Here is a 14,033-nt window from a genome sequence, read left to right as displayed (position 1 = left end):
TGAACGCCGGGGTCGGAAGGGGCACCCGTGTGGCGCAAACGCGATGACATGATCGTCCACGAGACCGACCCGTACAACGCGGAACCACCCCGGGCGGGACTCCACGATCCGATCACGACCCCCGATTCCTTCTACGTGCGCAATCACGGCCCGGTGCCCGAGAACGACCCCGGGGACTGGGCGGTCACGGTCGACGGGCTCGTCGACGAGTCCGCGAGCTTCACGCCGGAACGGTTGCGGGAGGAGTTCACGCACCACACGCTCACGGCCACGATGCAGTGCGCGGGCAATCGCCGTGCCGGTTTCCTGCCCGTGCGTGACATCCCGGGGGAGGACCCGTGGGGACCCGGGGCCACCTCCACCGCGCCGTGGACCGGGGCTCGATTGTGCGACGTCCTGCGGTCGGTCGGTATCGCGGACGGCGCCCGGCACGTGGAGTTCACGGCCTCGGACGTCTCCGACCTCGCGGATCCCCCGCAGGCCTACGGCGGGTCGATCCCGCTCGCCAAGGCGTTGTCGTCCGAGGTGCTGCTCGCGTGGGCGATGAACGGCGAACCCCTGCCCGTGGTGCACGGGGCGCCCGTGCGCGTTGTCGTCCCCGGGTATGTGGGGGCGCGTAGCGTCAAGTGGTTGCGCGGGATCACGGTGCGCGCGGACCCGTCCGAGAACTACTTCCAGGCCACGGCCTATCGCGTCCTGCCGCCCGAGGCGGACCCGGATCACGCCGGGCCGGGGGACGGCATCAGTCTGGGATCCGTCGCGTTGAACTGCGACATCCTGAGCCCGGAGGAGCACGAGCACGTTCCGGGCGGTCCGGTGCGCGTCACCGGGTACGCGTACGCGGGGGACGATCGCACGGTGGCGCGCGTGGACGTCTCCGGGGACGACGGGCGCACGTGGCACCAGGCCGAGCTGGATGCGGTGGCCTCCCCGTGGGCGTGGCAGCACTGGGAGGCACTCGTCCCGGTGACCGGGGCCGGGTCCCACGTCCTGATGGCCCGCGCGTGGGACAGCACCGGCGCGTGCCAGCCGGAGTCACCGCGAGCGCTGTGGAACCCCAAGGGTTACGTGAACAACTCGTGGGCCCGGGTGGAGGTCACGGTCGAGTGAGGCCGCCTTCTAGGGGGCGGCCCTGCTGCTCCAGGGTGTCCTTGACGGACAGGCACTGCCGGGTCTGCTCGATGTTCTGCATGGCGGGTCCCGTGTCCACGAGCGCGGTCGAGGACGGCACGCGGCTGCTGTCGAAGAGCACCTCCACCGCGGGGGAGCGGCCGTAGGTCACCGCGCGCCACTGGTCCTTCTGATCCGGCACCTCGGAGATCAGCCAGTCCACGCCGTTGACGTTCGTGCACGGGTCCGTGGTGGGTCCCGGTTCCTCCGCGCCGCAGCGCACGATCATGGCCGACGGGTCCCCGTAGGCCGTGGTGCCCTGGCTCGAGGTCTCCCGCTGATCCAGCCCGCTCACCGACTCGGGCATCGCGAGCATCACGGACGCGCAGTCGGGGTTGGCGTTGTCCGGGGCGCCGTCCACGGTCACGGTCGAACCGCACCCGGTGAGCACGAGCGCACCCACCACAGCCGCGCCGGCCACGCGGCGGCGGGACGACGACGTCGCTCGCGCCCTTCCGCGCCCCGCGGCGGCGGCGTGCCCTGCGCCCCGTACGACGCCGCGCAGCCGCGGCCGAGTCCCGGGGGCCTGCGCGGCGGATGTGGGCGTGGACGGGTGCTGCGAGGCCGGGGGAATCATGGCACCCAGGATAGGTGCTGCACCCGGGAGTTCGGTGACTGTGCCCGTCGGAGTGGCTCGCTAGTGTAAGGGACATGACGCACGAGCCCGCCGCCCCGCCCGGGACCACCGTGTCCCAGCTGAGCGAGACCGAGCTGCTGGACGCGTTCCTCCCGGGCGCCACCACGGACGGACCGCACGTCCTGGTGGGACCCGGGGACGACTGCGCCGTGATCGCGGCCCCCGGCGAGCGGGTCGTGATCACCACGGACACGCTGACCGTGGACCAGGACTTCGCGATCGTGTGGCCGTGCGGTTACCGCACCACCGGCGCGGACGTGGGGCACAAGTGCGCCGCGCAGAACCTCGCGGATATCGCCGCCATGGGGGCCGTGCCCACGGCCATGGTCGTGTCCCTCACCATGCCGGGGGAGACCCAGGTCGCATGGGTTTCCGAGTTCGCGGCGGGACTCTCGCGGGCCTTCGGTGAACTGGGCGCGGCGGAGTGCGCGCTCGTGGGCGGGGACCTCGGGTGGGGGCGGGAACTGTCCGTCACGGCCACGGTCCTGGGCAGGCTCGAGGGTGAGCCCGTGCTGCGCAGTGGGGCCGGATGGGGCGGGACCCTCGTGCACGTGGGCGTGCTCGGCCGCGCGGCGGCCGGACTGGACGCCCTGCAGAGCCCCGTGCCGGGGCGCTGGGATGGCGTCCCCGAGCCCGAACGGAGCGCGCTGCACCGCGCCCAACTGCGACCTGCCCCGCCCGTTTCCGTGGGGGCGGAACTCGCTCGGGCGGGGGCGATCGCCATGCTCGACATCTCGGACGGTCTGTTGCGCGATGTCCGCCGGATCGCACGAGCGAGCGGCGTGAGCATCGACCTGGACCCGCAGGCCCTGGAACCCGCGGTGCACACGCTCGCCCACGCGGGGGAAGCCGTTGGGGTGGACCCGTGGCAGTGGGTGCTCACGGGGGGTGAGGACCACGGTCTGCTCGCCGTGCTCCCTGTGGATTCCCCGCTGCCGTCCGGGGTCCGTGCGATAGGCTCGTGTGCGCCCTTGCCCCGCGGGGACGGCCCCCGGGGCGGTGGCTCGTCAGCAGGGAACGGAGCACGGCAGCGGCGCCACGAGCGCGGCACCGTGACCATTGCGGGCCGGAGCCCACGGCAGTGGTTCGGTCGCGACGTCGTCGAAGGATGGGATCACTTTGAGCCATAGAGCCGGCTCGTCCACCACCGAGATACGCAACTGGCTCGACGCCGCGCACCGTCGGCTGCGCGAGCACGCGGACGTCCTAGACGATCTCAACGTCTTCCCCGTCGCGGACGCGGACACCGGGGCGAACCTCAGCGCCACGGTGGGATTCGCGGCGGAGGCCGCGCACCTGATCGAGGGCAGGGACGTGGGCGAACTGCTCGTCTACGCGGGCCAGGCCGCCCTCGAGCAGGCCCGCGGGAACTCCGGCGTACTGGCCGCGGTGGCGTTGACCGCCATGGGCCAGGCGGTGGAGGGTTGCGTGCGGCTGACCGCCGCGCAGCTCAAGGCGGCGCTCATGGCAGCCCAGGTCCGGTGCTGGTCCGCACTCACCGAGCCCGTTCCGGGGACCATGATCTCCGTCCTGCAGGCCGCCGGGGAGGTACCCGTCCCGGACACCGCCGCGGAAGGGTCCAATCAGCAGCTCGTCGAGTGGCTGGACCTCATGGTGCAGGCCGCCACGCAGGCCGTGATCGACACCGTGGACCAGATTCCGGTGCTCAGTGAACGCGGCACGGTGGATTCCGGCGCGCTCGGCATGCTCGTCATCCTCGCGGCGCTGCGCACCGAACTCAGCGGGGAGGACTCGGCCGCGGACCCCGTGCAGGACATCGTCCGGGACCACGCGCTGCCGCTCACGAGTGACGAGCAGGAGCCCTCGGAGGGGTACGAGGTCATGGGCACCATGGACCTCTCCGCCCTGGACGCCGCCGAACTGCGCCACGAGCTCGACGACGCCGGGGACAGTGTGATCGTCAGCGCGGTCAGTGAGAACGAGAACGGGTACACGTGGCGCGTCCACGTGCACGTCGCGGACCCGGACACCGCGCTGGACCTCATGCGCCGGCGCGGCACCGCGCGCAATGTGACAGTGACGTCCCTCGCGGCGGAGCCACGGTGACCAGCCACCAGCCGGACGGGGATGCGCCTGCCGCGCCGCAGGGGTTGCCCGCCTTCGCGGACCTGCTGGACCAGCCCCTGACCCGTTACGTCCCCGGGAAGTCCCCGCGCTCCACGGTGTCCCTGCTGGCCCAGGACCTGGGGATCACCACGGTGGGCCAACTGCTGGACCACGCGCCCCGGCGTTACATCCGCCGGGGGAAGATCCAGGCGCTCACGGACCTGGTGGCGGGGGAGCGGACCTCGTTCGTCGCACGCGTCGAGAGCACAAGCACCCGGCGCATGCGCAGTGATCCCCGGCGCAGTCTCACGGACGTCACGGTCTCGGACGACTCCGGTGCCTACCTGAAGATCACGTTCTTCAACGCGTACTCCGCCCAGAAGGACCTCCCCGTGGGGGCGCTCGCCCTGTTCACGGGGAAACCGGAGTTCTACCGGGGGAACCTGTCGATGGCGGGCGCGGACTACGCCCTCGTGGACACCCCCGAATCGGTGTCCCGTGCCACCTCGGACTCCGGTGAGCTCATGCCCATCCCCGTGTACCCGGAGTCCGGCAAGCTCACCACGCCGCGGATCGGAAAGGTGGTCCAGCAAGTACTGCTCACCGCGGACCTGGACGCGATCCAGGACCCGCTGCCGCCCGACGTCGTCGCCGCGCAGGGACTGCCGGAACCGGGACAGGCCTACCGGGATCTGCACGTTCCCGAGACCGTGGCGGCCTACGAACGGGCGCGCAATCGGTTCCGGTTCCAGGAAGCGTTTGTCCTGCAGGCCGAGCTCGTGCGCCGTCGCGCGGAGCACGCCGCGCATCCCGTGGCCCCACGACCCCCGCGGGAGGACGGCCTGTTGGCCCGCTTCGACGCCTCCCTGCCCTTCGCCCTGACCCCTGGCCAGCGGGCGGTCGGGGAGGAGATCTCCCGGGAGATCGCGGGCACCGCACCCATGAACCGGTTGCTGCAGGGCGATGTGGGCTCCGGTAAGACCGTGGTCGCGCTGCGGGCCATGCTCCAGGTCGTGGACCACGGCGGTCAGGCGGCCATGCTCGCCCCCACCGAGGTGCTCGCCGCGCAGCACCACGAGAAGATCACGGCCGCGCTGGGCCCCCTCGCCATGGCCGGGCAGCTGGGTGGGGACCCGGAGGCCACACGGGTCACCCTGCTCACCGGCAGCATGTCCGCACCCGCCCGCCGCAAGGCCCTCCTGGACATCGCCAGCGGCGCCGCGGGCATCGTGGTGGGCACCCATGCCCTGATCCAGGACGCGGTGCAGTTCGCGGACCTCGGCTTGGCCGTCGTGGACGAGCAGCACCGCTTCGGCGTGGAACAACGCGACGCCCTCCGGGACAAGGCCGGCCAGGCCCCGCACACCCTCGTGATGACGGCCACGCCCATCCCGCGCACCGTGGCCATGACGGTCTTCGGCGACCTGGACGTGAGCACACTGCGGGAGTTGCCGGGCGGGCGCCAACCCATCGGCACGTTCGTCGTGGGCCTCGCCGAGCACGGCCCGGCCTGGGAACGCCGCGTGTGGGCGCTCGCCGCGGAGCACGTCGCGCGCGGTCGACAGGTCTACGTCGTCGCGCCCAAGATCGGCGATGACGCCGCGGTGCCCCCCTTCGAGAGCCTGCGCGATTCCATCGAGACGCAAGAGGAAGATCTCGAGCCCGCGACCGTCACGTGGCTCACCGAGCTCGTGGCCGCACAGCCCGAACTTCGGGGCGCCCGCGTGGCCGTGCTGCACGGTCGCCAGGACACGCCACTCAAGGCTCGCACCATGGCGGACTTCGCGGCGGGGAACACCGACGTACTGGTTTCCACCACGGTGATCGAGGTCGGGGTGGACGTCCCCAACGCCACGCTCATGATCATCGCGGACCCGGAACGGTTCGGGATTTCCCAACTACACCAGCTGCGCGGGCGGATCGGGCGCGGTGAGCACCCGGGCACGTGCTTGCTCGTGACCCGCACGCCCCCCGATCATCCCGGGCGCGCGCGTCTCGACGCCGTGGCCGCGACCACGGACGGCTTCGATCTCGCGGAAGTCGATCTGAGCCTGCGCAAGGAGGGGGACATCCTGGGCGCGTCCCAGTCCGGGGGCCGCTCCGGCCTACGGTGGATCAGTGCACTGCGGGACGAGGCCCTCGTCGCACGGGCCAGGGCCGCCGCGGAGATCGTGGTCCACGACGACCCGCAGCTCACCGAACACCCCGCCCTGCGTGCGGCGATCACACGGGTCCTGGACGAGGACCGACAAGCATTCCTGGAGCGAGGATGACACGGATCATAGCCGGACGAGCCGGCGGCCAACGCCTGAAGTCGGTGCCCGGCTCGGCCACACGACCCACGACCGACCGGGTCAAGGAATCACTGTTCGCCCGGCTCGACGCCTGGGGCATGTGTGAGGGCGCACGCGTCCTCGACCTCTTCGCGGGCTCGGGCGCCCTGGGCCTCGAGGCGGCGAGCCGCGGAGCCGCGACCGTCACGCTCGTGGAACGAGCGGCCGTGGCGGCGGCGGTGTGCCGGGAGAACGCGACGCTCGTAGCGGCGTCGTGCCCGGACACCAAGATCACCACCGTGCAGTCCGCCGTGGCCGGGTACCTGGGCCGCGCCGCGCACCACCGCTGGGACCTCGTGCTCGCCGACCCGCCCTACCCTCTGGACAACGATGAGCTCGCCCGGACGCTCTCGCGGCTCGCGGGTCGGCTGGGGCCGGGCGGGGTGATCGCGGTCGAGCGTTCCACACGCACCGAGGAGCCCGCGTGGCCCCGCGGCCTGCGCCGTTTCGAGGACGGCGAGCATGGCGAGACCCGCTTGTGGTTCCTCGAAGCGGACGACGACGCGCCCGGTGCCTCGGACGCGGACTGACCTCGGCGGCACCCCGGTCCGGGCGTCGTCGACCCGGGCCCCTGCGCGGTCGACCTGGTCAGCTGCACCGGCTCAGGCACCTCGCGAGCCGGAGCTGCGCGAGGCCGAGCGCGCCGCCGTCGGCGCCCGGTAACGGCCTGTCAGACCGCGGCGGCGAGTCCCGCCATGGCCCCGCGCAGCACGTCCGTGCGCTTGCAGAACGCCAACCGCAGCCAGTCCGCGTACAGCCCCCGGTTCGCGGGACCCGCGAACGCCGAGACCGGGATGCCCACCAGACCCGCGTTCTCGGCCCAGTGCCGGCCGAGGTCCGTGGCGTTGTCCACCCCGGCGAGCGCGTAGTGATCGCTCACGTCCGCGACCGCGAAGAACGTGCCCTCGGGAACCGGCGGGGTCAGCCCGGCCTCCCGCAGCCCGGCCACGAGCACGTCTCGGCGTTCGCGGTAGTCCTCGAGCAGCGCATCGTAGAACGCGGGCGGGAAACTCAGTGCATGGGCCACGGCGTGCTGCAGCGGGGCGGCCGCGCTGTGCGAAAGATAGCTCTTCACGGCGATGACCCCGCGCATCAGCTCGGGCGGGCCGCTCACCCAGCCCACGCGCCAGCCCGTGGCGGAGAACGTCTTCCCCGCGGAGGACACGCTCAGGGTGCGCTCCGCAGCCCCGGGCAGGGAGGCGATGGGCTCATGGGGCCCGGCGAACCGGAGGTGCTCGTACACCTCGTCGGTCACGATCACGGCGTCGAACTCCGTGGCGAGCTCCACGAGCAGTTCCTTGAACTCGCGGGACGCCACCGTGCCCGTGGGGTTGTGCGGGTCGTTGAGTATCACGGCGCGGGTGCGGGGGGAGAACGCGGCGCGCACGTCGTCCGGGTCCGGCGTGAAGGTCGGGGGGAGCAGGGGGACGGGAACGGGCGTGGCGCCGGTGAATTCCACGGCCGCGCCGTAGAGGTCATAGCGCGGCTCGAACATGACCACTTCGTCCCCGGGTTGCAGCACGGACAACAGCGCCGCGGTCATGCCCTCGGTCGCGCCCGCGCTCGCGGCGATCTGCGAATCGGGGTCGAGGTGCAGACCGTAGTGGTCGCGCTGGTGCTTAGCCACCGCCTGGCGCAGTGCGGGGACGCCGATGATGGGCGCGTACTGGTGGTGCCCGGTGTGCAGGGCGGCCACCGCGGCGTCGACCATGGGCTGCGGCGGCGCGAAATCCGGGAACCCCTGACCGAGGTTCACCGAGCCGGTGCGCGTGGCGAGCGCCGTCATCTCTTCGAAGACCGTGGAACGGAGGGCCCCGGAGGGATCCAGCAGCCCGCCGCCTGCGGCCATGCGCTGCCACGGCTGGGCGCGGGACAGCTCCCGGGCGGGATCGGCGCGGGGTGCGGCCGCGGGCGAGTGGTCGTGAGCGTCTGCGATCATGGGCCCAGTCTAGGAACCCCTGCCGCTAGGGTGGTGCCATGCGACGCGCCATCTGCCCGGGGTCCTTCGACCCGCTGCACCTGGGACACTGCGCGGTGATCCACCGCGCTGCCCGCCTGTTCGACGAGGTGATCGTGGCCGTGTCCACGAACCCCAACAAGACCCACCGCTTCAGCGAGGACACCCGGATCAAACTGGTGCGCGAGGTGTTCGCGCACGAACCGGCCGTGGTCGTGGAACCGCTCGCATCGGGGCTGATCGCGGACTACGCGGAGCGCCGGGAGGCGGTGGCGCTGATCAAGGGGCTACGCAACAGCGCGGACTACGACTACGAACTGCCCATGGCCACCATGAACCGTTCCCTCACGGGCGTGGAGACGGTGTTCCTGCCGGGGGAGCCGTCCCTGTTGCACGTGTCCTCGTCCCTCGTGATGGAGGTCGCGGCACTCGGGGGCGACGTCGCGTCGTTCGTTCCCGACCCCGTCCTGCGGGCCATCGAACGGCGCTGAGGGGCCCGGCGGAATTGCCAGGTTGGGCATGGCCGCGGGGTGGTAGAGCTCGACCCCGTTGATCGAGTCCCTGACCAGCACCTCGGTGGAACGCACCGTGGAAGTGATCCTGTCCGTGTTGCTGTTCATGGACGCTTTGGACATCCGCGACGCCCCGCGTCGCAGCCGCACCCCGGTGCTGCGCGTGCTGTTCCTGGCCCTGCCCCTCAGTCTCATCGCGGTGTTCTTCGCCGCCATGTACCTGCTGCCGGACGTCCGGTTGTCCCTGTGCCTCGTGCTGGCCTGCATCCTGGTCCCGAGCGACCTGGCCCGAACGCGCCACGATCGCGTGGCTGGATCCGCGCGGGATCGCCTCCGTGGTGCTGGCGCTCCTTGCCCTGCAGGCCGGGATCGATACGCAGATCGGGATCATCCTGGAGAGTGTGGTCATGGTCGTGTTCTGCTCCGTGATGCTGCATGGTCTCACCGCGCCGCTGATCGGGCGGGCCGTCGCCCGGCGAGAGCCCGCGGGTGCCACGGACGTGCGTCCGGAGGACATCCGGACGGGGCCCGTGGGATGAACCGACGAGGGTCGGCATGCTAAGGTGGTCTGTCGGCCAGTGTCGTTAGCCAGGAGTTTCGTGAATCACCGCAACAGTTCAGCCCTCACGTTCAACGTCAGGGATCTCGAACACCGACCGGGGACCATGGAAACCCTGGATGTCGAGGCACCCGCACCGAAGGACTTCGGTACGGCGCTCATCGGCTCGCCGGAGGGCGCGCCCATGGATCTGCAGCTGCGCCTGGAATCCGTCCACGACGGTATTCTGGTGTCCGGAACCGTGATCGTGAGCGTTCACGGGGAATGCAGTAGATGCCTCGACCCCATCGACTACGAACTACCGGTCGACGTGCAAGAACTTTTCGTCTTCGATCCGTCCCCCCAGGGTGACGAGAACGTCGAGGACGAGCAAGTGTATGAAGTGCGGGACGAGGAGATCGACCTCGAACCGATGCTTCGGGACGCAGTGATCACACAACTGCCGTTCCAACCGGTGTGCCGGGCTGACTGCCCGGGCCTGTGCGCCCAGTGCGGCGCACGGCTCGAGAACGACCCGGACCACCACCACGACGTCCTGGATCCCCGCTGGTCCGCCCTGCAGGGGCTGATGACCGAATCGGGGGATCCGCAGGCGTCGGAGCCGACAACCGACACGAGAGAAGAGAGATAGCCGTGGCTGTTCCCAAGCGGAAAATGTCCCGCGCGAATACCCGGATGCGCCGCTCCCAGTGGAAGGCGCAAGCCCCCAAACTGGTGAAGACCGTGGAGAACGGCAAGGTCAGCTACAGCCTGCCGCACCAGGCCAAGCTGGTCTCCGATTCCGCCGGCACCCCCTTGTTCTACGAGTACAAGGGTCGCAAGGTCGCTGACGCGTAAGGTGACCATTTTGCCGGATCCCGGCGAACTGCTTGAGCGTCTCGGTGTCGACCTCGACACCGAGACGCTTCGCATTGCGCTCACACATCGTTCGTACGCGTACGAGCATCCCGGGGAAGTCCACAACGAACGCCTCGAGTTCCTGGGGGACGCGGTCCTGCAGCTCGCGGTCACGGACGAAATCTTCCACCGCTACCCCGAGTGGGACGAGGGGAGCCTCGCGAAACTGCGGGCATCCGTGGTCTCCGCCCGCGCGCTCGCCGCGGTCGCCAAGACTCTCGGCCTCGGCCCCCACATCCGCCTGGGCAAGGGCGAGATCCGCACGCACGGGGCCGAGAAGGCCTCCATCCTCGCGGATACCACCGAGGCCCTGATCGGCGCCGTCTACGAGGCGTGTGGGCCGTTGCCCGCGCGCGATCTCGTACTGCGACTGATCGTCCCACTGCTCGAGGACACCCGCGTGCTGCACGAGGGCCGCGACTGGAAGACCCGCGTGGTGGAACTCGCCTCCCAGTACGAGCTGGGGACCGTGCGCTACGAGGTCGAGGGCACCGGCCCGGACCACGCGCGCCGCTTCGCCGCGGACGTCGTCGTACACGGTGATGTCCTGGGACACGGCGAGGGGACGTCCAAGAAGGCCGCCGAACGCGCGGCCGCCGCGGTCGCGTGCGAGGCAATCGTCGAACGTTTCGCCACCGAGAACTGAGCGCGCCGTGCCTGAGTTGCCCGAAGTGGAAGTGGTGCGCCGCGGCGTCGCACGCTGGGTCGTGGGGCGCACCGTGGAGAGCGTGGAGGTCGTGGACCCCCGGTCCCTGCGGCGTCACACCGACGGCCCGGAGGATTTCCGCCGCGAACTGACCGGGCTGACAGTTGTCAACGCGTGCCGGCGCGGCAAGTTCCTGTGGTTGCCCGTGCGCGCTGCGGATGGGTCAGAACCTTCTCGCGCACTGCTCGTGCACCTGGGGATGAGCGGGCAACTGCTCGTGGCCTCCCCGGAACACCCCAGGCCGCGCCACGAGCGCATCCGGCTGGAGCTGTCCCCGGCGCTCGACGAGTCCGGGCAGCCGTTGCCAGAGCAACTGCGGTTCGTGGACCAGCGGATCTTCGGCGGGATGCTGCTGGATCGTCTGGTGCCCGCGTCGGACGGCCACGGCACGGTCCCGGAACACGCCGTGCACATTGCGCGCGATCCGCTGGACCCGCTCTTCGACGTCGCGGCCTTCCACGCGGCGCTGCGGCGTCGTCGGACCGGGCTCAAGCGCGCGCTGCTGGACCAGGGGCTGATTTCCGGGATAGGCAACATCTACGCGGACGAAGCGCTGTGGGCGGCGCGCCTGCACTGGGCCGCGCCCACCGAGACCATGACCGCGCCGCGCACATACACACTCGTGGCGGCGTGTCAGGAGGTCATGCGTCGCGCGCTGGACGCGGGCGGCACGAGCTTCGACTCGCTGTACGTCAACGTCAACGGCGAGTCCGGGTACTTCTCCCGGTCACTGAACGCCTACGGCCGTGCGGGCCAGCCGTGCCCTCGCTGCGAGGCCGGCGGGGACGACGGCGTCATCGTGCGTGAGCGCTTCGCCAACCGTTCCTCGTATCGCTGCTCGCGGTGCCAGCGGCGGCCGAGACGTTTCCGGCCCTGACGAGAGACCCCGAAGGCGGCTCGCCCGTCGGGGGTCGAGACCGACATCGATGTCCCCACGCAGCCCAGGCCATCCGGATCACCCGCTGGCCCCGGGGCGACCCCGAGAGCCAATGACGAGAATTGTGCCCATGAACGCTCCCAGTGCACCGGACGAAAACCCGGGGAAGGCGCCCGGCGCCTTCGATGCACCCCGGGTCCGTCGAGCGGTGCTCACGGTCGCCCTCCTGAACTTCGGGTACTTCTTCGTGGAGTTCTTCGTCGCGCTCGGTTCAGGGTCGGTGTCGCTGCTGGCCGACAGTGTCGACTTCCTCGAGGACACCTCGATCAACCTGTTGATCTTCGTGGCGCTCGGCTGGGCCCTGGCCAAGCGCGCCGTCATGGGCAAGGTCATGGCCGTCGTGATCCTCGCTCCGGCCGCGTTCGCGGCATGGGAAGCAGCTCAGCGGTTCGCCGAGCCTGTGGCACCGGACGTGCTGCCCCTCGTCCTCGCCTCGCTCGGCGCCATTGTCATCAACGGGACGAGTGCTCTCGTCATCGCCCGCGTCCGCAACCACGGTGGCTCCCTCGGCCGCGCCGCGTTCCTCTCGGCCCGCAACGACGTGCTGGTGAACGTGGCGATCATCGTCATGGCCCTGGTCACCGCATGGACGGGCTCGGGGTGGCCGGACATGGTCCTCGGATGCCTGATCATCCTGCTGGCGTTGCACGCCGCCTACGAGGTGTGGGAGGTCAGTGAGGAGGAGCGCCTGGCCGCCAAGGCCCTCGCCGGCGAAGAGATCGATTGATCCGGGCATCTGTCCCGGCCCTGTCCGGACGTCGTACCCGGTCACTCACGCCAGGATGCACCGGAGGCAGAGGCGCGTGGTCGAGGAGAATCACTGCCGAACACCGGCTGGTCTACATGGTCGTGGCTGACGATCTCGTCATCCTGCAAGCGCGCTACCACTACTGAGCAACCGCACGCGGATGCCGGGTAGCGAGGACTGCCCCCTGGTACGCATCGTGCCCGCGGCTCCACGCCGCGGGCACGACAGCGCCTACTGTGCGCGCACGATCTGCAGGTCGTTGCTCGTCCCGCTCTCTTCTTCGGGGGCGATCGAGGCGTCCTCGGCGCGGATGCGCTGGTCGTCGGCGACCTCCACCACGCGTGACACCGCGACCGATCCCGTGTTGCGCTGCGGGCGCGGCTTGTCGGAGTAGTACGCGGCGAGCCGCGCGAAGCCCTCGTCCAGGCTCACGGACGGCGTCCAGTCCAGCAGTTCGCGGGTCTCGCGCTGGTCAAACCAGTGGGCCGTGGACAGCTGCTCGGCCAGGAACTCGGTCATGGGCGGCTCGCCGTCCCCGCCGCGGAACTTCGCGGGCAGGTACGGCCAGACCTTCTCGATGACGCGGCCAGCAACGCGTGCCACGCCACCGGGGATCGAGCGCGTGGGCGCGGGGGCGCCCGCGGCGCGGCACATCCGCGCGATGAGTTCGCCCACGGGGCGGGGCTCACCGTTGGTGATCACCAGCGCGCGTCCGCGCACGGTGTCAATGCGCTCGAGCGCCCGCACGATGCCCTCGGACGCGTTGTCGATGTAGGTGGTGTCGATCATGGCCGCACCGTTGTCGAGGTACGGCATCCGCCCGGCCGCCGCGCGATCCGCGACGCGCTCCACGAGCTGGGTGTCCCCGGGGCCCCACACGATGTGCGGACGTACCGCGGCCACCTTGAGGTCACGCTGGCCGTCCATGCTCAGGCCGAGCAGTTCAGCGGCGGCCTTGGACCGCGCGTAGTTCCCGCGCGCCGTCTGGGGGTTTGCGGGTTCCGCGCCCGCGCCCTCGATCGACACGCCCGCGTGGGCCACGGACGGCGAGGACACGAAGACCACGTTCTGCACCCCGGCGTTCTGCGCCTGGCACAGCAGCACACGCGTCCCGGTCACGTTGACCCGCACGAAGTCCTCCCAGTCCCCGGTGAAGGAGACCTTGGCCGCGAGGTGGATGACGTCGTCCACGCCGTCAAGCGCGCGCGCCACGTCGTCGGGATCGGTCACCGAACCGAGCACCTCGTCGACGCCTTCGCGCTCGGCCACGGATGCGTGACCCCGCTGGAAGACGCGCACGCGCCAGCCGCGCGAGAGCAGGACGCGGGCGACGTCCCCACCGAGCATCCCTGACGCGCCGGTCACCAGCACGGTGCGGCCGTCCCCGGTCAGCTCACCCTGGGTCGCGGTGGCGCCGCCACGCTCGGGATCCGCGATCTGCGCGACACCGGGAGCAGTGTCCTGCCGGTCCCCATTCGTTGCGTTTGCATCGGAATTGCTTGCGTTCCCG

The 14,033-nt window shown here is 70.8% G+C and carries 15 protein-coding genes and 1 pseudogene; 13 read left to right on the top strand and 3 right to left on the bottom strand.

Going from position 1 to position 14,033, the window contains the following annotated elements; translation table 11 throughout:
* Positions 1 to 27 precede the first annotated feature (27 nt).
* A complete protein-coding gene (locus tag RF646_RS06660; RefSeq protein WP_368835545.1) occupies positions 28 to 1,110 on the top strand; it encodes a sulfite oxidase in 1,083 nt (360 codons plus the stop codon).
* Here RF646_RS06660 and RF646_RS06655 read toward each other — a convergent pair.
* Positions 1,097 to 1,747, bottom strand: coding sequence for a DUF3515 family protein (locus tag RF646_RS06655; protein WP_368835544.1), 651 nt, complete (start codon positions 1,745 to 1,747; stop codon positions 1,097 to 1,099). The two genes, RF646_RS06660 and RF646_RS06655, sit on opposite strands and share 14 nt — an antisense overlap.
* 74 nt (positions 1,748 to 1,821) lie before the next feature.
* Here RF646_RS06655 and thiL point away from each other — a divergent pair, with 74 nt between their 5' ends.
* From thiL to rsmD, 4 genes are all read left to right on the top strand, one after another.
* Positions 1,822 to 2,937, top strand: coding sequence for a thiamine-phosphate kinase (gene thiL, locus RF646_RS06650; protein WP_368835543.1), 1,116 nt, complete (start codon positions 1,822 to 1,824; stop codon positions 2,935 to 2,937).
* Positions 2,927 to 3,874, top strand: coding sequence for a DAK2 domain-containing protein (locus RF646_RS06645; RefSeq protein ID WP_240505578.1), 948 nt, complete (start codon positions 2,927 to 2,929; stop codon positions 3,872 to 3,874). Before thiL ends, RF646_RS06645 begins: the two co-directional genes overlap by 11 nt.
* A 65-nt stretch (positions 3,875 to 3,939) precedes the next feature.
* On the top strand, positions 3,940 to 6,147 hold the full coding sequence (locus tag RF646_RS06640) for an ATP-dependent DNA helicase RecG (protein ID WP_241180823.1): 2,208 nt from the start codon (positions 3,940 to 3,942) through the stop codon (positions 6,145 to 6,147).
* The gene (gene rsmD / locus RF646_RS06635) at positions 6,144 to 6,737 is read left to right on the top strand and encodes a 16S rRNA (guanine(966)-N(2))-methyltransferase RsmD (RefSeq protein ID WP_064845671.1); all 594 of its coding nucleotides are present in this window, start codon (positions 6,144 to 6,146) and stop codon (positions 6,735 to 6,737) included. Before RF646_RS06640 ends, rsmD begins: the two co-directional genes overlap by 4 nt.
* Before the next feature lie 140 nt (positions 6,738 to 6,877).
* Here rsmD and RF646_RS06630 read toward each other — a convergent pair whose 3' ends face one another.
* Positions 6,878 to 8,146, bottom strand: coding sequence for an aminotransferase class I/II-fold pyridoxal phosphate-dependent enzyme (locus tag RF646_RS06630; RefSeq protein ID WP_368835542.1), 1,269 nt, complete (start codon positions 8,144 to 8,146; stop codon positions 6,878 to 6,880).
* Between the two features lie 38 nt (positions 8,147 to 8,184).
* On the opposite strand from RF646_RS06630, the gene coaD reads away from it, so the two are divergent.
* The 8 genes and pseudogenes from coaD to RF646_RS06590 form a co-directional block, all read left to right on the top strand.
* On the top strand, positions 8,185 to 8,655 hold the full coding sequence (gene coaD / locus RF646_RS06625; RefSeq protein ID WP_368835541.1) for a pantetheine-phosphate adenylyltransferase: 471 nt from the start codon (positions 8,185 to 8,187) through the stop codon (positions 8,653 to 8,655).
* A gap of 356 nt (positions 8,656 to 9,011) precedes the next feature.
* Positions 9,012 to 9,215: a hypothetical protein gene (locus RF646_RS06620; RefSeq protein WP_368835540.1), complete on the top strand. Its 204-nt coding sequence runs from the start codon at positions 9,012 to 9,014 to the stop codon at positions 9,213 to 9,215.
* 60 nt (positions 9,216 to 9,275) lie between these two features.
* Positions 9,276 to 9,866 (top strand): DUF177 domain-containing protein, encoded by a 591-nt coding sequence (locus RF646_RS06615; RefSeq protein WP_064845669.1) that lies wholly within the window; start codon positions 9,276 to 9,278, stop codon positions 9,864 to 9,866.
* Between the two features lie 2 nt (positions 9,867 to 9,868).
* Entirely contained in the window at positions 9,869 to 10,072 is a 204-nt protein-coding gene (rpmF, locus tag RF646_RS06610) for a 50S ribosomal protein L32 (RefSeq protein ID WP_012398114.1), read from the top strand.
* A gap of 1 nt (position 10,073) precedes the next feature.
* Positions 10,074 to 10,778, top strand: a complete 705-nt coding sequence (rnc, locus tag RF646_RS06605) for a ribonuclease III (RefSeq protein ID WP_312796701.1) — start codon at positions 10,074 to 10,076, stop codon at positions 10,776 to 10,778.
* Positions 10,779 to 10,785: 7 nt separating this feature from the next.
* Positions 10,786 to 11,715: a bifunctional DNA-formamidopyrimidine glycosylase/DNA-(apurinic or apyrimidinic site) lyase gene (gene mutM / locus RF646_RS06600; RefSeq protein WP_368835539.1), complete on the top strand. Its 930-nt coding sequence runs from the start codon at positions 10,786 to 10,788 to the stop codon at positions 11,713 to 11,715.
* A 130-nt stretch (positions 11,716 to 11,845) separates the two neighbouring features.
* Entirely contained in the window at positions 11,846 to 12,502 is a 657-nt protein-coding gene (locus RF646_RS06595; RefSeq protein ID WP_368835538.1) for a cation transporter, read from the top strand.
* A gap of 71 nt (positions 12,503 to 12,573) precedes the next feature.
* Positions 12,574 to 12,669, top strand: a pseudogene (locus RF646_RS06590) (type II toxin-antitoxin system YoeB family toxin); the annotation flags it as partial.
* 85 nt (positions 12,670 to 12,754) lie between these two features.
* Here the strand turns inward: RF646_RS06590 and RF646_RS06585 are convergent.
* Positions 12,755 to 13,915, bottom strand: a complete 1,161-nt coding sequence (locus tag RF646_RS06585) for an NAD-dependent epimerase/dehydratase family protein (RefSeq protein ID WP_368835612.1) — start codon at positions 13,913 to 13,915, stop codon at positions 12,755 to 12,757.
* Between the last annotated feature and the right edge of the window lie 118 nt (positions 13,916 to 14,033).

This window comes from Kocuria sp. CPCC 205261, assembly GCF_040981025.1.
GTDB lineage: Bacteria > Actinomycetota > Actinomycetes > Actinomycetales > Micrococcaceae > Kocuria > Kocuria marina.
Note: the sequence above shows the minus strand (reverse complement) of the source record. Positions and strands in the feature narration are given on the sequence as shown.